General features: G+C 61.4%; 18 protein-coding genes. 13 read left to right on the forward strand and 5 right to left on the reverse strand.

Going from position 1 to position 18,242, the window contains the following annotated elements:
- Positions 1-272: 272 nt before the first annotated feature.
- From MF606_RS05570 to MF606_RS05585, 4 genes are all read left to right on the forward strand, one after another.
- Positions 273-1,880, forward strand: a complete 1,608-nt coding sequence (locus MF606_RS05570) for a cytochrome ubiquinol oxidase subunit I (RefSeq protein ID WP_240232815.1) — start codon at positions 273-275, stop codon at positions 1,878-1,880.
- Entirely contained in the window at positions 1,877-3,025 is a 1,149-nt protein-coding gene (cydB, locus tag MF606_RS05575) for a cytochrome d ubiquinol oxidase subunit II (protein ID WP_240232816.1), read from the forward strand. Before MF606_RS05570 ends, cydB begins: the two co-directional genes overlap by 4 nt.
- A 9-nt stretch (positions 3,026-3,034) precedes the next feature.
- A complete protein-coding gene (gene cydX / locus MF606_RS05580) occupies positions 3,035-3,166 on the forward strand; it encodes a cytochrome bd-I oxidase subunit CydX (protein WP_240232817.1) in 132 nt (43 codons plus the stop codon).
- 262 nt (positions 3,167-3,428) lie between these two features.
- Positions 3,429-3,572, forward strand: a complete 144-nt coding sequence (locus tag MF606_RS05585) for a DUF1127 domain-containing protein (protein ID WP_240232818.1) — start codon at positions 3,429-3,431, stop codon at positions 3,570-3,572.
- A gap of 120 nt (positions 3,573-3,692) precedes the next feature.
- On the opposite strand, the gene ybaK is transcribed toward MF606_RS05585, so the two are convergent.
- Positions 3,693-4,166 (reverse strand): Cys-tRNA(Pro) deacylase, encoded by a 474-nt coding sequence (gene ybaK, locus MF606_RS05590; protein ID WP_240232819.1) that lies wholly within the window; start codon positions 4,164-4,166, stop codon positions 3,693-3,695.
- Between the two features lie 42 nt (positions 4,167-4,208).
- A complete protein-coding gene (locus tag MF606_RS05595) occupies positions 4,209-4,388 on the reverse strand; it encodes a hypothetical protein (protein WP_240232820.1) in 180 nt (59 codons plus the stop codon).
- 118 nt (positions 4,389-4,506) lie between these two features.
- On the opposite strand from MF606_RS05595, the gene MF606_RS05600 reads away from it, so the two are divergent.
- Positions 4,507-5,406 carry a LysR substrate-binding domain-containing protein gene (locus MF606_RS05600; protein WP_240232821.1) on the forward strand — a complete coding sequence of 300 codons (900 nt, stop codon included), beginning with the start codon at positions 4,507-4,509 and terminating at the stop codon, positions 5,404-5,406.
- Here the strand turns inward: MF606_RS05600 and MF606_RS05605 are convergent.
- Positions 5,403-6,278: a LysR family transcriptional regulator gene (locus tag MF606_RS05605; RefSeq protein WP_240232822.1), complete on the reverse strand. Its 876-nt coding sequence runs from the start codon at positions 6,276-6,278 to the stop codon at positions 5,403-5,405. The genes MF606_RS05600 and MF606_RS05605 overlap by 4 nt on opposite strands.
- 245 nt (positions 6,279-6,523) lie before the next feature.
- On the opposite strand from MF606_RS05605, the gene MF606_RS05610 reads away from it, so the two are divergent.
- Positions 6,524-8,020, forward strand: a complete 1,497-nt coding sequence (locus MF606_RS05610) for a CoA-acylating methylmalonate-semialdehyde dehydrogenase (RefSeq protein ID WP_240232823.1) — start codon at positions 6,524-6,526, stop codon at positions 8,018-8,020.
- Between the two features lie 234 nt (positions 8,021-8,254).
- Here MF606_RS05610 and rhaI read toward each other — a convergent pair whose 3' ends face one another.
- Positions 8,255-9,544, reverse strand: coding sequence for an L-rhamnose catabolism isomerase (gene rhaI / locus MF606_RS05615; RefSeq protein WP_240232824.1), 1,290 nt, complete (start codon positions 9,542-9,544; stop codon positions 8,255-8,257).
- A gap of 7 nt (positions 9,545-9,551) precedes the next feature.
- On the reverse strand, positions 9,552-11,651 hold the full coding sequence (locus MF606_RS05620; protein ID WP_240232825.1) for a bifunctional rhamnulose-1-phosphate aldolase/short-chain dehydrogenase: 2,100 nt from the start codon (positions 11,649-11,651) through the stop codon (positions 9,552-9,554).
- Positions 11,652-11,834: 183 nt separating this feature from the next.
- Between MF606_RS05620 and MF606_RS05625 the strand changes: the two genes are divergently transcribed.
- The 7 genes from MF606_RS05625 to rhaM all read left to right on the forward strand — a co-directional run bounded on the left by MF606_RS05625 (position 11,835) and on the right by rhaM (position 18,237).
- Positions 11,835-12,641 (forward strand): DeoR/GlpR family DNA-binding transcription regulator, encoded by an 807-nt coding sequence (locus MF606_RS05625; protein WP_240232826.1) that lies wholly within the window; start codon positions 11,835-11,837, stop codon positions 12,639-12,641.
- A 52-nt stretch (positions 12,642-12,693) separates the two neighbouring features.
- Positions 12,694-13,680: a rhamnose ABC transporter substrate-binding protein gene (gene rhaS / locus MF606_RS05630; protein ID WP_240232827.1), complete on the forward strand. Its 987-nt coding sequence runs from the start codon at positions 12,694-12,696 to the stop codon at positions 13,678-13,680.
- Between the two features lie 178 nt (positions 13,681-13,858).
- Positions 13,859-15,364, forward strand: a complete 1,506-nt coding sequence (locus tag MF606_RS05635) for a sugar ABC transporter ATP-binding protein (protein ID WP_240232828.1) — start codon at positions 13,859-13,861, stop codon at positions 15,362-15,364.
- A complete protein-coding gene (locus tag MF606_RS05640) occupies positions 15,361-16,338 on the forward strand; it encodes an ABC transporter permease (RefSeq protein WP_240232829.1) in 978 nt (325 codons plus the stop codon). Before MF606_RS05635 ends, MF606_RS05640 begins: the two co-directional genes overlap by 4 nt.
- A gap of 170 nt (positions 16,339-16,508) precedes the next feature.
- Positions 16,509-16,913, forward strand: a complete 405-nt coding sequence (locus tag MF606_RS05645; RefSeq protein WP_240232830.1) for an endonuclease domain-containing protein — start codon at positions 16,509-16,511, stop codon at positions 16,911-16,913.
- Complete coding sequence (locus MF606_RS05650) at positions 16,910-17,908, forward strand: ABC transporter permease (protein WP_240232831.1); 999 nt, start codon at positions 16,910-16,912, stop codon at positions 17,906-17,908. The genes MF606_RS05645 and MF606_RS05650 overlap by 4 nt, the downstream gene beginning before the upstream one ends.
- Positions 17,905-18,237, forward strand: coding sequence for an L-rhamnose mutarotase (gene rhaM / locus MF606_RS05655; protein WP_240232832.1), 333 nt, complete (start codon positions 17,905-17,907; stop codon positions 18,235-18,237). The genes MF606_RS05650 and rhaM overlap by 4 nt, the downstream gene beginning before the upstream one ends.
- Positions 18,238-18,242: the final 5 nt, after the last annotated feature.

Genomic DNA, 18,242 nt, shown 5'->3' on the forward strand with positions numbered 1-18,242 from the left:
GTCGATCTTGCGCCTTCCTCCCCTCTGATGGGGAGGGAATGAGGATGGGGTGATGGGAGCCCCGATGCGCGTGCTGCAAATACCCCCTCGCCGAGAGGGAGGGGCCGTCCATTGGTTTTGGCAGCATCTGGCGAAAGCATGATCTCTTATACAGCGACACAGCGTCTGCGCCCCTTGATCTGAATCAAGGCGCGAGCGAGGTTGAGCGGGCAAAGAGTGGGCAGTGACGGCCGCGACTCAGGCGTGCCGCCGAGCATAAAGGCAGTATCGCAATGATCGACATGACCGTTGTCGAACTCTCGCGGTGGCAGTTCGCGGCTACCGCCATGTACCACTTCATCTTCGTGCCGCTGACCATTGGCCTTTCCGTGATGATGGCCATCATGGAGAGCGTTTACGTCATGACCGGGCGCGACATCTGGCGGAAGATGACGCTGTTCTGGGGCACGCTGTTCGGCATCAATTTCGCCATGGGTGTCGCTACCGGCATCGTCATGGAATTCCAGTTCGGCATGAACTGGAGCTACTACAGCCACTATGTCGGCGACGTGTTTGGCGCACCGCTCGCTATCGAGGGCCTGATGGCCTTCTTCCTTGAGGCAACGTTTATCGGCCTTTTCTTCTTCGGTTGGGATCGCCTCTCCAAGGTGGGCCACCTTATCGTGACCTGGTTGGTGGCGCTGGGCACCAATTTCTCAGCCTTGTGGATCCTCATCGCCAATGGCTGGATGCAGAATCCGGTCGGCGCCAAGTTAAATCCCGATACCATGCGCATGGAAGTCACCGATTTCGTCGCGGTGCTGTTCAACACCGTTGCGCAGGCCAAGTTCGTGCACACAGTCAGCGCCGGCTATGTGTGTGGCGCGGTATTCGTCTTTGCCATCTCGTGCTTCTTTCTGGTCAAGGGCAGGCATGTTGAGCTGGCCAAGCGCTCGATGGTTGTCGCCGCCAGCTTTGGTCTTGCCTCCGCCCTTTCGGTGGTCGTCCTCGGGGACGAGAGCGGTTATGTCGCGACCGAACATCAGAAGATGAAGATAGCGGCCATCGAGGCGAGCTATCACACCGAGCCCGCGCCCGCGCCCTGGACCGTGATCGCCTTCCCCGGCTCCGACGGCGGCGCGCCGAGCTTCTCCATTCAAATTCCCTGGATGGGCGGGTTGATCACCACCCGCTCGCTGACCGAGGAATTGCCGGGTATTGACGAGCTTATCGGGCATGCCGAGGTCCGCATTCGCTCGGGCATGATCGCCTACGATGCGCTGCAGGACATCCGGGCCGACGGCACCAATGCCGCGGCGCGGGCCGTCTTCGAGGAGCGCTGGCCGGACCTCGGCTATGGCCTGCTGCTCAAGCGCTATCGCGAGGATGTCGGCAATGCCACGCCAGAGGAAATCCGCCTCGCGGCCGAAGACACCGTGCCCGAAGTGTGGCCGCTGTTCTGGACCTTCCGCATCATGATGGGGCTGGGCTTCTTCTTTATCGGCTTCTTCGCCTTCTGGTTCTACCGGGCGTCGCGCGGTTGGCTCGAAACCAACAAGCCCCTTCTATGGCTCAGCTTCTTCATCCTGCCGCTGCCCTGGATTGCCATTGAAAGCGGCTGGTTCATCGCCGAATTCGGGCGACAACCCTGGGTGGTCGAGGGCGTGCTGCCGACCTTTTACGCCGCATCGGGTCTCAACTTCTGGGATCTGGTCATATCGCTGATCTTCTTCGTTACCCTCTACTCCGTTCTGCTGGTCATCATGATCATGCTGATGATCAAGACCATCAAGGCAGGCCCGCAGGACAAGCTCTTCACCGCTGCCGATGAAGGCGAGGATGATGACTTCGTCATGGCCGCACTCCCCGCGACCGCCACCACCAAGGAACTCGGATCATGAGCAGCATTCCGCTGGACTACGAAACCCTGCGCCTGATCTGGTGGGCGCTGCTCGGCATCCTGCTGATAGGCTTTGCCATCATGGGCGGGCGCGATCTGGGCGTGGGGACACTGCTTCCCTTTGCAGCTCGCACCGACGAAGAGCGGCGCGTGCTGCTTAATCTGATCGGCCCGACCTGGGAAGGCAATCAGGTCTGGCTTGTGCTGGGCGGCGGCGCCATCTTCGCCGCTTTCCCGCCACTCTACGCGGTCAGCTTCTCCGGCTTCTACCTGGCGATGATTGTGATCCTGCTGGCGCTCATCCTGCGACCTGTCGGCTTCAAGTTCCGTGGCAAGATCAAGGATGCCCGCTGGCGCGCGGTATGGGATTGGGCGCTGTTCATTGGCGGCTTCGTGCCATCGCTTATCTTCGGTGTGGCGGTAGGCAATGTGCTGCTCGGCGCGCCGTTCCACCTCGACGACACGTTGCGAGCTTTCTACACCGGCAACTTCTTCCTGCTGCTGATGCCGTTTGCCTTGCTGTGCGGGCTGGTCAGCCTGGGCATGCTGGTGACCCAGGGCGCAGCAGTGATCGCCGGGCGGACCACCGGTCCCCTTGCCGACCGGGCCCGAACCTATGGGTCTCTGGCGGCGCTGCTCACGATCGTTCTGTTCGCTCTTGGTGGTGTCTGGGTTGCGTTCGGGCTTGATGGTTATGCCATCACCAGCCCCGTCGATGGCAATGCCGCGATCAATCCACTGGCCAAGACGGTAGAGCTATCGCGCGGTGGGTGGCTGAGCAATTATGCACTCTACCCGTGGATGATTGCCGGGCCGGTGCTTGGCTTCGTGGGACTCGCAGGTGCACTGCTCGGCCTGCAGGCCCGACTGCGGCTGATCACCTTGCTGGCCTCAAGCGTTGCCATTTTCGGCATCGTCTCAACCGCAGGACTGTCGCTCTTCCCATTCCTGCTGCCATCGTCGACCGTGCCCAATTCGAGCCTGACGGTCTGGGACGCCTCGTCGAGCCAGCTCACGCTTTTCATCATGCTGCTGGTGACCGCGTTCTTCCTGCCCATCATCCTGGCCTACACCTCGTGGGTGTTCCGGGTGATGCGCGGCGACGTTTCGACAAAGTCGCTCGAAAAGAACCCCAACGCCTACTAGGAGACATTTATGTGGTATTTTTCGTGGATCCTGGGTCTCGGGCTGGCCTGCAGCTTCGCCATTCTCAACGCCATGTGGTTCGAAATGCGCGAGGATCGACGCATTGCGCGGGAAGAAGGACGCAAACCGATGCAACCCTGACGCATGGCTCTTTTCCAAATGGTCAAAAATCGGTAAATACGGGCGTCGAGCGATCGACGCCCGTATTGCATAGTAAATTCAATGCGTTGAGTTGCTATACCGTCCAGCGTTTCGTGGGCAGCGCCAGCGCAGCATGAAGCCAAAATGAACGATATGCCTGTTTTACTTGCACTGAGTGCATAACGGATGTGCACAGAGTCCATCTTCTAATCACGACTGGTCCGCTATAGATATTGGTCATCGAAAACGAAGGGGAATTGAAATGAACATCCGCCAGAAAATCGCACAGTTTGCTCAGTATCAGCGCACGATGCGCGAGCTTAACGCTCTCGACGCACGTCAGCTCAACGATCTGGGCATCACCAAGGGCGACATCAAGAACATCGCTCGCGGCGTAGCTCGCTAAGCCGCACTACTAGACTAGTCTTGAGATGAAGGCGTCCGTTCGGGCGCCTTTTGTCTTTTCTGCAGGTGCGTATGTCCGCCTGAGGCACCCACTCTCCCCCGAAGGGAGAGGTGAAGACAGTCAGCGAATAAGGTCCGCCGCCTTGCCGCCAAGCGCTGTGACCAGGTCATCCGGCCTCATGCGGATTTGCAACCCGCGCTGTCCGCCATTGAGGAAGACCTCGTCTTCCAGCGTCGCCAATTCCTCGACTGCCGTCGGTACCGGTTTCTTCTGCCCGAACGGGCTGATGCCGCCGACCTTGTAGCCGGTGAGGCGCTCTGCATCAGCCGGCTTCATCATATGCGCCGACTTGCCACCAAAGGCCGCGGCGAGCTTTTTCATGTTCACTTCTTCATCCGACGGCACCACCACGCAGACGGGCTTGCCATCGACTTCGGCCATCAGTGTCTTGAGCACAATGGACGGCGCAACGCCCATCGCCTCGGCGGCCTGCAACCCGACCCGATCGGCATCGGGGTCGTAGTCATAGGTTGCCGTGGAGAACGGGACGCCGGCTTTGCTGAGTGCCAGAGTGGCGGGAGTTGTTTTCGACATGCGACCTTTGTACCGCAGCGCGCTGCGGGGACAAGTCCGCCATCAGCGATGGCGACCCGTGAAATGCTCTTCCAGCAGGCCGATATCCCGGCGCAGATGGGGCGAAGAGTGAATGAGGTCGATCGTCGCCTGATGACGACGATGCTCGATATCGGTGAGGTTGCCGCGACGCGCGACCGGCAGGCGGAACGGGGCGACAAATGGCTTTGCGAGTGCGATCATGACTGCGACCATCCTTATGGGGATGGCTCCTGCTTTGGTTTCCATGATCAATAAATGGCTGGTCCACGGCGCATTTTCCAACTAAAGCTGAGATGGTACGCATAAGGAGATTTGATCCATGTCGGCCCTGCCTCCGCTCACCGCCGTGCGGGCCTTTGAGGCCGTTGCCCGGCATCTGAGCTTTACCAAAGCCGCCGATGAGCTTGGCATGACCCAAGCCGCCGTCAGCTATCAGATCAAGATTTTGGAGGAGCGCGTCGGCGCCCCACTTTTCTTGCGCAAACCCCGCCAGATCGCGCTGAGCGAAACCGGCGCCCGCCTGGCGCCCGAAACGGCCAAGGCCTTCGATATTCTGCGTAATGCCTTCGCCGACTTGCTTGGTCGGGTTGAAAGCATGTTGAGCATTTCATCGGTGCCGACCTTCGCCAGTCACTGGCTGGCCGCCAATATCGGCCTTTTCCAGTTCGCCCATCCCGAGATGGCCGTACGGCTAGAAAGTTCTTCGCAACTGGTGGATTTTTCGACGGAAGAGTTCGATGTGGGTATTCGCGCCACCAGCGGCCCCACGCCGGGCCTCATTGCCCACGAACTGCTTCGGGCCGAGTTCGCACCGATGCTAAGCCCCAAGCTGGTCGAGGAATATCAGGTGCGCGAACCGCGCGACTTGTTGCGCGTTCCCCAGATTACCCCTGATGACCCATGGCTGTGCAAATGGCTGGGCCTGGCCGGCCTCCCGAGCGACAGCACGCCAACGCCGCCGTTCAGCCGGCTCGGTTCGCAGGGACTGGAGGCCGCTGCGGCCATTGCCGGGCGCGGCGTCGCCATGCTGACCCCGCAATTCTATACCGGAGACATCGCCGATGGGCGGTTGGCGCGGCCGTTCGAGCTGACGGGCTGGGACGGTCACATCTACTATCTCGTCTATCCGGAGGCACGCCGGAACTCCCCCAAGATCAAGGCTTTCCGCGATTGGCTGATCCCGGCCACTGAGTCTCTGCGGGGCCAACAACGCAGCTAGAACATCGCCCGGTTGCGCGCGACGATTTCGCCGAGAAACTCCGCCACCAGTGCCACGCGGCGAATGCTGCGCAGGTCCTCGTGTACCACCGTCCAATAGCTGCGCGTGAGCGTATGGGCGACGAGAACGGGAACCAGGTCGGCATCGCGATTGGCCATGAAGGCGTGGAGGATGCCGATGCCAGCACCAGCGCGCACGGCCTCGGTCTGGCCCATGGCGGACGATACGGCAAGGCTCGAATGCCAGCCTTTGAGGAACTCCGCCGTGTAGTCGAGTGAGGCCGTATAGAGCAGGTCCTCGACATAGCCCACGAGGCGATGGCCGGCGAGATCATCGAGGGCGGTCGGCGTGCCATGGCGGTCGAGATAGCTGCGTGACGCATAAAGGCCGAGGCGATAGTCGGTCAGCTTGCGGGCAACCAGCCGCCCCTCTCGCGGACGTTCCAGTGTGACGGCAATATCAGCCTCGCGCCGGGACAGCGAGAATGCGCGCGGCACCGGCACCAGCTCGATACGCAAGCCCTTATGGCGTTCTGTGAGTTCGCCGAGGCGCGGGGCGAGAAACGCAACGCCGAAACCATCTGGGGCGCCAACCCGCACTGTGCCTTCGATCGTGCTATCGGCCCCGGCGGATTCGCTGGCGGCCAGCATGGCGCTTTCCATGCGCTCGGCATGGACCAGAAAGCGCTCGCCCTCGCCTGACAGCTCCGAGCCATTGGTCTTGCGGGTGAAAAGCTTGCTACCCAGCGCATCTTCAAGCGCGGTGAGGCGGCGGGCGACCGTCGCGTGGTTGAGATTGAGCGACTTGGCCGCGCCGAGAATCTGGCCACTACGGGCGACGGCGAGGAAGATGCGAACGTCATCCCAGTTCATGAGTTTCTCTCGGTTCTATGAGCATTCCGCCAACCTGGTTTCTCTCCCTTCCATCGTCATCACCCGGCTCGTCCGGGTGATCCATCTTTCAGCGCAAGCCGCATCATGGATTGCCCGAACAAAGCCGGGCAAAGACGGCCGAGGAGCCGATCGGGATACAATTTCTGCACAACAGATGCGAAATCTATCGCGTTGCGATGCGTTGATCGTAGCGCCAAAGGTAATTCCCAACAAGGGAGACCCTCATGCGCACCATCGGCCACTTCATCGACGGCATCGAAACAGCAGGCAACAGCGCCGAATTTCAGGACGTGTTCAATCCGGCAACCGGTGAGGTTCAGGCCAGGGTGGCGCTTGCGACCGAGGCTGATCTTGACGCGGCAGTTGCGTCCGCTGCCGCCGCACAGCCCAAGTGGGCTGCGACCAATCCGCAGCGTCGCGCGCGCGTGTTCTTCAACTACGTCGCACTGATCAATCGCGACATGCAGGAGCTGGCCGAATTGCTCAGCGCCGAGCACGGTAAGACGGTGGAAGATTCCAAGGGCGACATCTTGCGCGGGCTTGAGGTCGCCGAATTCGTGGCCGGTGCGCCGCATCTGCTCAAGGGCGAGTTCACCGATGGGGCAGGGCCGGGCATCGACATGTATTCCATGCGCCAGCCTGTCGGCATCGGCGCGGGTATTACCCCGTTCAACTTCCCAGCCATGATCCCGCTCTGGATGCTGTCGCCAGCCATCGCCGCGGGCAATGCCTTCATCCTCAAGCCTTCTGAGCGTGATCCATCCGTGCCGGTCAAGCTGGCGCAGCTCGCCATCGAGGCGGGGCTGCCCAAGGGCGTCCTCAATGTCGTGCACGGCGGCAAGTCGGTCGTCGACGGCATCCTGCGTCACCCGGAAATCGGCGCGGTGAGCTTTGTCGGCTCCACCCCGATCGCCCGCTACGTCTATGCAACGGCCGCTGGCGAGGGCAAGCGCGTGCAGGCCTTTGGCGGCGCCAAGAACCACATGATCATCATGCCCGATGCCGATATGGAGAAGGCCGCCGATGCGCTGATGGGCGCGGGCTACGGCTCAGCCGGCGAGCGCTGCATGGCGGTATCGGTGGCGGTGCCCGTCGGCGACGAGACGGCAGACCGCATCGTCGCGGCGCTGAAGCCCCGCATCGAGAAGCTCAAGGTTGGTCCTGCAACCGACAAGGCATCCGAGATGGGGCCGGTCATCACCCAAGCGTCCAAGGATCGCATTGCCGCACTGGTCGAGTCCGGAATCGAGCAGGGCGCGACACTCGCTGTCGATGGTCGCGGCTTTAGCCTGCAGGGTTATGAAAACGGCTACTTCGTCGGCCCCACGCTGTTCGACCACGTCACCGCAGACATGGACATCTACAAGGAAGAAATCTTCGGGCCGGTACTGTCAGTGGTGCGTTCCAGGACCTATGAGGACGCGCTAAAGCTGACCATGGACAATCCCTATGGCAACGGCACGGCCATCTTCACCCGCGACGGCGACGCGGCTCGCGATTTTGCGGCAAGGGTCAATGTCGGCATGGTCGGCATCAACGTCCCGGTGCCCGTGCCGCTGGCCTACCACAGCTTCGGCGGCTGGAAGGCGAGCTCGTTTGGTGATCTCAACCAACATGGTACGGACGGCATCAAGTTCTGGACCAAGACGAAGACGGTGACGGCCCGCTGGCCGAGCGGGATCAAGGACGGCGCTGAGTTCCAGATGCCGACGATGAAGTAGGTTGCCAGGCTATTTTTGCCGGCGCACGTCACCACCGCCCTCGGGGCGTCATCCTCGGGCTTGACCCGAGGAGACTTCACTTGACCTGTAGTCCGCAAGTGAAGAGCCCTCGGGTCAAGCCCGAGGGTGACGAACGGCGGTGGAGTGGCAATCGTGACCCTCATCACCAAATAACAAAGGCCCGTGGATCGCTCCACGGGCCTTCGCTTTTCCACGCGGGGAGGTGCGTGAATCCTAGACGATACCGCCCGAGCCACCTTCGACGGCGGGGCGGATTTCGGCGACTTTGGCGCGATAACCCGCGGCGCGATAGGTGCCGAGCAGGTCAATGGCGCCGCCCTTTTCGAGGCGGGACATGGCGAGGATCGGTTCCACATCGGTGCGATAGGCCAGGCGCAGGGCCTGTGTTGCGGCCAAGGCGTCGTCGCCCTGTTGTGCGGCCTTGAGGCCCCGTCGGTCGACCAGCAGCGCCTGCGCATAAGCGCGCTGCACGTCTGACGCCGACAGCATCAGCGACTCGATCGGATCGGTGACGTTGTGCGACTGGTCAAGCATATGTGCGGGATGAAAATCCCGGTCGCGCGTCTCGATGTCGACCAGTTCGTTGAACACCAGGAACAGGCGATACGGATCGATGGCGCCGGCATCGAGATCGTCGTCGCCATACTTGCTGTCGTTGAAGTGGAAGCCACCAAGCTTGCCGAACTGCGCAAGTCGGGAAACGATCATCTCGATATTGACGTTGGGCGCATGGTGGCCGAGATCGACCAGGCAATAAGCCTTGTCGCCGAGCTCCTTGGCGATCAGGTAATTGGTGCCCCAATCCTGCACGACCGTCGAATAGAAGGCCGGCTCGTACATCTTGTGTTCGGTATAGACGCGCCAGTCGTCGGGGAGGGCGGCATAAACCGCCTTCATCGATGTGAGATAATGCTCGAACTGGCTGGCGAAATTGACCTGACCGGGGAAGTTCGAGCCATCCCCGATCCATACCGTCAGCGCCTTGGAACCGATGGTCCGGCCGATCTCGATGCATTCGAGATTGTGCTCGATAGCCTGCTGACGGGTCGATGCATCGGCCGATGACAGTGAGCCAAATTTGTAGCTCTGCAGCTGACCCTTGGCATCTGAGAACGTGTTGGAGTTCATCGCATCAAAGCCGAGACTGAATCGGCTGGCGGCCTGCTTGAGCCGGTTCGGATCAGCCTTGTCCCATGGAATATGCAGCGAGACGGTATTGGTCGCCTGCGTCAGCTGGGCGATGACGGCGCAATCCTCGATCTTGTCGAAGATATCGCGCGGTTCGCCCCTGCCGGGGAAGCGGGCAAAGCGGGTTCCGCCGGTGCCGACGCCCCAGGAGGGGACGGCCACGGAGAAAGCAGAGACCTTGGCCTTGACCTCGTCGATGGCAATGCCGCGACGATCAAGGCGCTCGCCAAGCGTGTCGTAATCGACATTGAGATCGGCCAGGCGCTTGGCGTTCTCGGCTTCGACGACCGAAGGATCGATGATGTGGTCGGTCATATCGGCCTCAGCGGGTGAACGACTGGGCATTGCCCGCGTCGACATTGATGATGTTTCCGGTGGACTTGGCCGAGGCCTCCGAAGCGAAGAAATAGATGGCTTCGGCGATATCCTCGGGGAACACGGAGCGCTTGAGCATGGAGCGCTCGCGATACATTTCCTCAAGGCCGTCCTTGTCGGTCTTGTAGGTCGAGGCGCGCTGCTCGAGCCATTCGCCGGCCCAGATCTTGGAGCCGCGCAGCACGGCGTCAGGATTGACGACGTTGACGCGGATCTGCTCGCCTGCGCCTTCCAGGGCGAGGCAACGGGCAAGGTGGATTTCGGCCGCCTTGGCAGTGCAGTAGGCAGCGGCATTCGGCGAGGCTGCGAGACCATTCTTGGAGGCGACGAAGACGACATTGCCGCCGATCTTCTGCTGGCGGAACAGCCGGAAGGCTTCGCGGCTGACCAGGAAATAGCCCGTGGACAGGATGTCCATGTTCTTGTTCCAGAGCTCCAGCGTGGTTTCCTCGATCGGTGCCGACGAGGCGAGGCCGGCGTTCGACACAAGGATGTCGATGCCGCCAAATTCGACCACGGCGTGGACGAAACCAGCGATAACGGCGTCTTCCCTGGTGACGTTGACGATCACCGGGCGGACGAAATCCTTGCCGAAGACCGAGCCGAGTTCCTCATTGGCCGAAGCCAGCGCGGTCTCGTCGATATCGGCCAGCACCACGCAGGCGCCCTCGCGCAGCAGGCGCACCGCGGTGGCCTTGCCGATGCCGCCAGCGCCGCCGGTCACCAGCGCGATCTTGCCGGCCAGCGATTTTGGCTTGGGCATGCGGGCCAGCTTGGCCTCTTCGAGCAGCCAGTATTCGATGTCGAAGGCTTCCTGCTCGGGCAGACCGACATATGTCGACACCGTCGAGGCGCCGCGCATCACATTGATGGCGTTGACATAGAACTCGCCGGAAATGCGGGCCGTCGCCTTGTCCTTGGCAAAGGTGAACATGCCGACGCCCGGCATCAGGTACACCACGGCATTGGGGTCGCGTACGGCAGGCGAATTGTCGTGCTTGCAGCGGTCGTAATAGGCCTGGTAGTCGACGCGATAGGCGGCGATGTCCGCCGGAATCTTGGCTATCACCGCATCCACATCCGGATTGGCGGGGTCGAACTCGATCACCAGCGGTCGGATCTTGGTGCGCAGGAAGTGGTCGGGGCAGGAGGTGCCCAGGGCTGCCAGCGGCCGCAGGTTGTTGGAATTGACGAATTCCAGCACGGCAGCCGAGTCATCGAAATGGCCCAGCTTGTGGCTGTCTTCCGAAATCAGGCCGCGGATTTTCGGCATCAGCTTGGCCGCGATGGCGCGGCGCTGTTCTGACGGCAGCGACTGGACGGCTTCGCCACCGAAAATGGTCTTGCCTGCGGTCTGCTGTTCGAACCACTCGATGGCCTGGTTGATGATCCCGATCGTGATTTCGTAGCATTCTTTGGGCGTGTCGCCCCAGGTGAACAGGCCATGGCTCTCGAGGATCAGGCCCTTGGCATTGGGGTTTTCTTCGCAGAACTTGCCCAGCCACAGACCCAGTTCGAAGCCAGGCTTCTTCCACGGCAGCCAGCCAATGCTGTCGCCGAAAATCTGCCTGGTCAGCTCTTTGGAATTCTTGGAAGCCGCGATGGCAATGATCGCGTCGGGGTGCATGTGATCGACGAAGGGCCGGTTCACATAGGCATGCAGCGGGGTGTCGATCGAGGCGGCACGCGGGTTGAGGTTGAACGTCGCGTGGGGCAGGTAGCCCACCATCTCGTCTTCGAACGCGACGCCGCGATAGAGCCCCTTCAGCGCCCGCAGCTTGTCCATATAGAGCGTCGAAAAGCCGTCGAGCTTGATCGAGGCACTGTCGCCGCCCGAACCCTTGACCCACAGCACTTCGACGTCCTGACCGGTTAGCGGGTCCTTTTGCATGATCTTGGAGGAGGTGTTGCCGCCACCGTAATTGGTTACGCGCTTGTCCGAGCCGAGCAGGTTCGAGCGATAAACGAGACGTTCCGGCTCGCTCATCGCAGCGGCCTTGGCATCGTCCCAAAGGTTCGCGAGGCGCTTGGGCGCAGTGGTGGGCATGAGACTCCTCCCAGAGGGTATTGGCGTTCGAATTATTGGCCGACATGCCCACGATCAATCATGGCTGTCAATCACAAACGATCATGAACGCGCATATCACTGCGTGCCAGTTCGAAGTTGATTGTTTCTTGATTGACAGTGATTGGAATTGATGTGAAGGAATGCGCTAGGGAGATAGCAGCCTTGCACGAAACCGAGCGCCAGAGAGTGATCATTGCGGCCGTTCAGACGCGGCCTGTGGTGACCGTTGCCGAGCTTTGCGAAGTCACCGGCTCCTCGGAGGCGACCATCCGTCGTGACATTGCGGCACTGCATGTGCGCGGTGAGGTGCGGCGGGTGCGCGGTGGCGCCGAAGCCGTCAATCCGCCCGAGCAATCGGCGCTGATGGGGCGGCCCTTTTCGGTCAACGAAACCATCAACATGGCCCAAAAGCGCGCCATCGCGCGCGCCGCCGTCGAGCTGTGCAAGGATGGTGAGCCGATCATCATCAATGGCGGCACGACCACCTATCAGATGGTGCACCACCTGACGGGCCGCCGGCTCTCGGTCTTCACCAACAGCTTCGGCATCGCCGAATTCCTCATCCACAATTCGCGCAACTCGGTCGTCATTCCCGGCGGCACGATCTATCGCGAACAGAACGTCATCCTCTCGCCCTTTGGCGGTGTGGTGGCCTCGCATTTCTACGCCAAGCGCATGTTCATCGGTTGCCAGGGGATCGGCCAGCACGGGCTGATGGAGGCCGATCCGATGATCGTCCAGTCCGAGCTTGGACTGATCGGCCAGGCGGACGAGCTGATCGTGTTGGCTGACTCATCCAAATTTTCGGGCAGATCGAGCCTCATCCTGTGTGGGCTCGACCGGATATCCGCTGTCATCACCGATAGCGGCATCCGCGACGAGGACCGTCAAATGCTGGAAACGGCAGGCGTGCGGCTCATCGTGGCGGAAACGACAGCTCTGGGCGACCGTCAGGCGACGGTGGCCTGAGGCAATAAGACCAAGACCAAAGACCAGAACGTCCCAGGGAGGGATTACGACTATGAAACTCTTGAAGCTTTTGGCTACGACCACTGCCGTCGCAGTGCTGCTCGCCGCTCCAGCCTATGCCCAGACCCGCATCGCACTTGTAGTGAAGTCGCTCGGCAACGGCTTCTTCGACGCTGCCAACAAGGGCGCTCAGGAAGCGGCCGCCGAACTGGGTGACGTCGAAGTCATCTATACCGGCCCGACGGCCGCCACGGCAGAAGCCCAGATCGAAGTCATCAACGCGCTGATCGCTCAGCAGGTCGATGCTATCGCCATTTCGGCCAACGATCCGGACGCGCTGGTCCCGGCGCTGCAGAAGGCCATGGAACGCGGCATCAAGGTGATTTCCTGGGATTCGGGCGTTGCCCCCGAAGGCCGCCAGCTTCACCTCAACCCATCAGAGACCAACCTGATCGGCGAAACCATCATCAAGCTGGCTGCCGACTACCTGCCTGAAGGCGGTGATGTCGCCATCCTGTCCGCCTCGTCCACGGCGACCAACCAGAACGCCTGGATCGAAGCCGCCAAGGCCGCTCTCCCCGAGAAGTTCCCCAACATCAACCTCGTCTCGGTCGTTTATGGCGACGATGACTCGGTGAAGTCGACCGACGAAGCCAAGGGCCTGATCGCGTCCTATCCTGATCTTAAGGCCATCATTGCTCCGACCACTGTCGGCGTTGTGGCTGCCGCCCAGGTCGTCACCGACCAGAACCTCATCGGCAAGGTCAACGTCACCGGCCTGGCTCTGCCGTCCGAGTTCAAGCAGTTCATCGACAACGGCGCGTCGCAGGCCGTGGCGCTGTGGAACCCGATCGATCTCGGCTACTCGGCCGTGATGCTGGCCAATGACCTCGTCGAAGGTGGCACGGCTGAGCCAGGCGCAGTGCTCTCGATGGGTCGCATGGGTGAACTGACCCTCGACGACACCAATTCGGGTGCCATGGCGGCTCCCTTCACCTTCGACAAGTCCAACATCGAAGAGTTTTCGAAGATCTATTGATCTTTCTTCACCTCTCCTTTGGGGGAGAGGTCGACGCGAAGCGGCGGGTGAGGGGGCCTTGGTGGTGAACCAAAGGCCCCCTCACCCCAACCCTCTCCCCCAAAGGGAGAGGGAGTCCAATCGAGTGCATTGCGCGCCTTGTGTCCCAACGCAGCCGTAGTGACACAAAGGAACGAGAATGACCGACCCCATCCTCACTCTCACTGGCATATCCAAGAGCTTCCCTGGCGTGCGGGCACTCAATGACGTGTCGTTGGAGCTCTATGCGGGCGAGGTCACCGCGCTGATCGGCGAGAATGGCGCGGGCAAGTCGACGCTGGTGAAGACGCTGACCGGCATTTACCAGCCTGACGCCGGCGAAATCCGCATCAACGGGCAGGTTGTGGCGCTGCCGACGGCGCACTCGGCCTCAGCAGTGGGCATCACCGCCATCCATCAGGAAACCGTTCTGTTCGACGAACTGACGGTCGCCGAGAACATCTATCTGGGCCACGCGCCGCGCAATCGCTTCGGGATGATCGATTGGCGCAAGATGCGGGCCGAGGCGCGCGAAACGCTGGACTCCATGGCATCGGGGATCGATCCGGACATCAAGCTCAAGGAACTGGGCATCGCCAAGAAGCACTTGGTCGCTGTGGCACGGGCGCTATCCATCGATGCACGCGTCGTCATCATGGACGAGCCGACGGCGGCGCTGAGCCAGAAGGAAATCGAAGAGCTTTACGTGCTCATTGAACTGCTCAAGGCTGACGGCAAGGCCATCCTCTTCATTAGCCACAAGTTCGATGAAATCTACCGCATCGCCGATCGCTTCACCGTATTCCGCGACGGCGAGCAGGTGGGCAAGGGGCTCATCAAGGACACGACACAGAGCCAGATCGTACAGTTGATGGTTGGTCGGGCGGTCGACCACATTTTCCCCGAGCGTTCTGCCGTGATCGGCTCGGTGGTGCTGTCGGCAAAGAAGCTGAGCCATCCGACCGAGTTCGAGGACATCTCCTTTTCGGTGCGCAAGGGCGAAATCCTTGGCTTCTATGGGCTGGTGGGGGCAGGGCGGTCCGAAGTCATGCAGGCCGTATTTGGCATGACCCAGCCGTCCTCCGGTTCGCTGGTGCTCGATGGAACGCCGCTTGTGCTGAAGTCAGCTGCTGACGCCGTCGAGGCTGGCATCGTTTATGTGCCCGAGGAGCGCGGCAAGCAGGGTGTCATCACCGGCGAGCCGATCTTCAAGAACGTGTCGCTGCCGTCATTGGGCAAGACCAGCAAGTCGGGCTTCCTGCGCATGGCTGAGGAATTCGCCCTGGCGCGCACCTATACCGAACGTCTCGACCTGCGTGCCTCCTCGCTCAGCCAGAACGTCTCGACCCTGTCAGGCGGCAATCAGCAGAAGGTGGTGATCGCCAAGTGGCTGGCCACCCTCCCCAAAGTCATCATCCTCGATGAACCCACAAAGGGCATCGATATCGGCTCCAAGGCCGCCGTGCATGGCTTCATGGCCGAACTCGTGGCCCAGGGCCTGTCGGTGATCATGGTCTCGTCCGAACTGCCCGAAGTGCTCGGCATGAGCGATCGCATCGTGGTCATGCGCGAGGGGCGGATCATCGAAACGCTCGAGAACAAGGGGTTGAAGCCCGAAACGCTGGTTCGGCTGGCCGCCGGCATTGCCGAGGAGCAAGCGGCATGAACCGGCTGCTCAAGCATCGCGAGATCTTCCTCGCCTTGGCCATCCTGCTGGTGCTCGTGCTGGTCACGGCGCGTTTCCCGCGCTTCGCCCAGCCCGGCAACCTGCTGACCATTTTCAACGACACCTCCATCCTGATGATGCTGGCCTTGGGTCAGATGGCGGTCATCCTGACGCGGTCCATCGACCTCTCCATGGCGGCCAATCTGGCGTTGACCGGCATGATCGTGGCCATGACCAACGCCGCATTCCCGGGCGTGCCGATACCGCTGCTGATCGCCATGTGCGTCTTCGTCGGGGCAGGACTGGGCGCCTTTAACGGCATTCTGGTCTGGAAGCTCAATATCCCGCCCATCGTGGTAACGCTGGGCACGCTGACCATCTATCGAGGGCTGATCTTCGTTATTTCCGGCGGCGCCTGGGTGAATGCCGCCCAGATGAGCCCCGACTTCATCGGCCTGCAGCGCATCGTCTTCCTCGGCCTGCCACTGCTGAGCTGGTTCGCCATCATGGTCGCACTGCTGTTCTGGCTGTTGATGACCCGCACGCCGCTCGGGCGCTCGCTCTATGCCATCGGCGTCAATCCAACCGCCTCGGTCTATACCGGCATCAATGTCGGCCGGACCAAGTTCTATGCCTTCGTGATATCAGGCGCCGTTGCGGGCCTCTGCGGCTATCTCTGGATTTCGCGCTACGTCATCGCCTCGGTCGAAGTGGCCGGCGGCTATGAGCTCACCATCATCGCCGCTTGCGTCATCGGCGGCGTATCCATTGCCGGTGGCATCGGCACCGTGGCCGGCGTGCTGCTCGGCGCCATCTTCCTCGGCGTCATCAATAATGCCCTGCCGGTCATCAACATCAGCCCGTTCTGGCAGATGGCGATTTCCGGCACGGCAATCCTGCTCGCCGTAGTGCTGAATGCGCGTGGCGAACGCCGCAAGGGCCGGATCATTCTCAAGAAGGCGGAGGCGACTTGATGGACTTGTGCGGAACGTACCCCCACCCTCATCCCGTCTCCACAAGGGGGATGGAAGCTCGCTCCCTGGCTTTCCTTGGTTTGAGCAAACACTATGATGCCGTTGAGTGGGGACGGAACAGCGCGCGTCTCCCTCCCCCTTGTGGGGAGGGATCAAGGGTGGGGGGCGGATTGGGCATTGAACGTGCAAGAGAACTTCGAAAACGCATGTCTGCCCCAGAGGTAAAGCTGTGGAATGCCCTTCGCGACCTTCGCAGCCTTGGCTTCCATTTTCGCCGGCAAGTGCCGCTTGGCTCTTACTATGCCGACTTCGCGTGTCACGCGCGGCGGTTGATAGTCGAGGTTGACGGCGACACGCACGGCACAGACGCCGCAGCGGCCCACGACGAACATCGCGGCGCGTTCATTTCGGGGCAGGGATACCGCATTCTCCGCGTCGCCAACGGCGACGTCATGCGCAACCTCGACGGCGTGATGACCGCCATCCTTGCCCTACTCGACCAACCCCCACCCTCATTCCCTCCCCACAAGGGGGAGGGAGGCTTGCGCGGTGCCTTGGACGATATCCTGCCATGACCGACACCCCCGCGACCGGCCGCAGCCTGCCCAATCGCCTCGATAATCCGTTCCGCTCGGCCGTACTGAGCTGGGAGAGCCTGCTGGTGCTGGTGGCGGTGGCGATCTTCATCGTCAATTCGTTCGCGTCGCCATACTTCCTCAACGCCTGGAGCCTCTCGGACCTCACCTTCAACTTCACCGAGAAGGCGCTGATCGCGCTGGCTATGGCCTTGCTGATCATCTCCGGCGAGATCGACCTGTCTGTCGCAGCCATCATCGCGCTGGCCTCCACCATGATGGGGTTGGTCCTGCAATATGGCGCGGATACCCCGGCGCTGGTGGCCGTCGGTATTGGCGTGGGCCTATTGTGCGGCGCCTTCAACGGCTTCCTCGTGACCGGGCTCAAGCTGCCCTCGATCGTCGTCACCATCGGCACGATGAGCCTCTTCCGCGGCATCGCCTTCATCGTGCTGGGCGACCAGAGCTTCAAAGGCTATCCGGCAAGCTTTTCCTGGTTCGGGCAGGGTTATGTGTTCTGGGTCATCTCGTTCGAACTGGTGCTCTTCGCCGTCTGTGCCATGATCTATTGGGTATTGCTGCATCGCACCAATTTCGGCCGCCGCGTCTTTGCCATTGGCAATAACGACGTCGCCGCCCAGTTCTCCGGCGTTCGTGTCGATCGAATCAAGTTCATCCTGTTCTGCCTCACCGGCCTGATGAGCGGTATCGCCGCCGTACTGCTGACGGCGCGTCTTGGGTCCACTCGGCCATCGATCGCCGAAGGCTTCGAGCTCGAGGCCATCACCATGGTGGTGCTGGGCGGCGTATCCATATTGGGCGGCGCCGGATCCATCCTCGGCGTGGTTCTGGCGGCGCTGATCATGGGGCTGGTGACGTTCGGGCTCGGCCTACTCAACGTGCCCGGGATCGTCATGTCGATCTTCATCGGCGGGCTGCTGATCGTGGTCATCGCGCTGCCCATCCTGTTCCGCATGTGGAGGCAGCGCGTATGATTGAAGATGGGGACTACGAGAAGCACGCCTTCAAGATGAGGCTCAATCCCGGCATGGCGGCCGAGTACAAGAAGCGCCACGACGAGATTTTTCCCGAGCTCGTCGACCTCCTGCACGCGGCAGGTGTGAAGGACTATTCCATCCACCTCGATGAAGATACCAACATCCTCTTCGGCGTGCTCTGGCGGCGGAAGGGTCACACCATGGCCGACCTGCCCAATACCGAGGTCATGAAGCGCTGGTGGGCGCACATGGCCGATGTCATGGCGACCAACGACAAGAACGAGCCGCTTTCGGCCGACCTCACGCCAATGTTCTGGATGAAGTAGGAAGC

It is taken from the genome of Devosia lacusdianchii, from assembly GCF_022429625.1.
Classification (GTDB): domain Bacteria; phylum Pseudomonadota; class Alphaproteobacteria; order Rhizobiales; family Devosiaceae; genus Devosia; species Devosia lacusdianchii.

Bases quoted from the DNA above. Each gene is read 5' to 3' on its own strand.
- MF606_RS05640 (WP_240232829.1), top strand. From the start codon at position 15,361: ATGAACCGGCTGCTCAAGCATCGCGAGATCTTCCTCGCCTTGGCCATC.
- MF606_RS05605 (WP_240232822.1), bottom strand. From the start codon at position 6,278: ATGAACTGGGATGACGTTCGCATCTTCCTCGCCGTCGCCCGTAGTGGC.
- ybaK (WP_240232819.1), bottom strand. From the start codon at position 4,166: ATGTCGAAAACAACTCCCGCCACTCTGGCACTCAGCAAAGCCGGCGTC.
- rhaI (WP_240232824.1), bottom strand. From the start codon at position 9,544: ATGACCGACCACATCATCGATCCTTCGGTCGTCGAAGCCGAGAACGCC.
- MF606_RS05600 (WP_240232821.1), top strand. From the start codon at position 4,507: ATGTCGGCCCTGCCTCCGCTCACCGCCGTGCGGGCCTTTGAGGCCGTT.
- MF606_RS05595 (WP_240232820.1), bottom strand. From the start codon at position 4,388: ATGATCGCACTCGCAAAGCCATTTGTCGCCCCGTTCCGCCTGCCGGTC.
- MF606_RS05635 (WP_240232828.1), top strand. From the start codon at position 13,859: ATGACCGACCCCATCCTCACTCTCACTGGCATATCCAAGAGCTTCCCT.
- MF606_RS05570 (WP_240232815.1), top strand. From the start codon at position 273: ATGATCGACATGACCGTTGTCGAACTCTCGCGGTGGCAGTTCGCGGCT.
- MF606_RS05650 (WP_240232831.1), top strand. From the start codon at position 16,910: ATGACCGACACCCCCGCGACCGGCCGCAGCCTGCCCAATCGCCTCGAT.
- rhaS (WP_240232827.1), top strand. From the start codon at position 12,694: ATGAAACTCTTGAAGCTTTTGGCTACGACCACTGCCGTCGCAGTGCTG.
- cydX (WP_240232817.1), top strand. From the start codon at position 3,035: ATGTGGTATTTTTCGTGGATCCTGGGTCTCGGGCTGGCCTGCAGCTTC.
- MF606_RS05610 (WP_240232823.1), top strand. From the start codon at position 6,524: ATGCGCACCATCGGCCACTTCATCGACGGCATCGAAACAGCAGGCAAC.
- rhaM (WP_240232832.1), top strand. From the start codon at position 17,905: ATGATTGAAGATGGGGACTACGAGAAGCACGCCTTCAAGATGAGGCTC.
- cydB (WP_240232816.1), top strand. From the start codon at position 1,877: ATGAGCAGCATTCCGCTGGACTACGAAACCCTGCGCCTGATCTGGTGG.
- MF606_RS05585 (WP_240232818.1), top strand. From the start codon at position 3,429: ATGAACATCCGCCAGAAAATCGCACAGTTTGCTCAGTATCAGCGCACG.
- MF606_RS05620 (WP_240232825.1), bottom strand. From the start codon at position 11,651: ATGCCCACCACTGCGCCCAAGCGCCTCGCGAACCTTTGGGACGATGCC.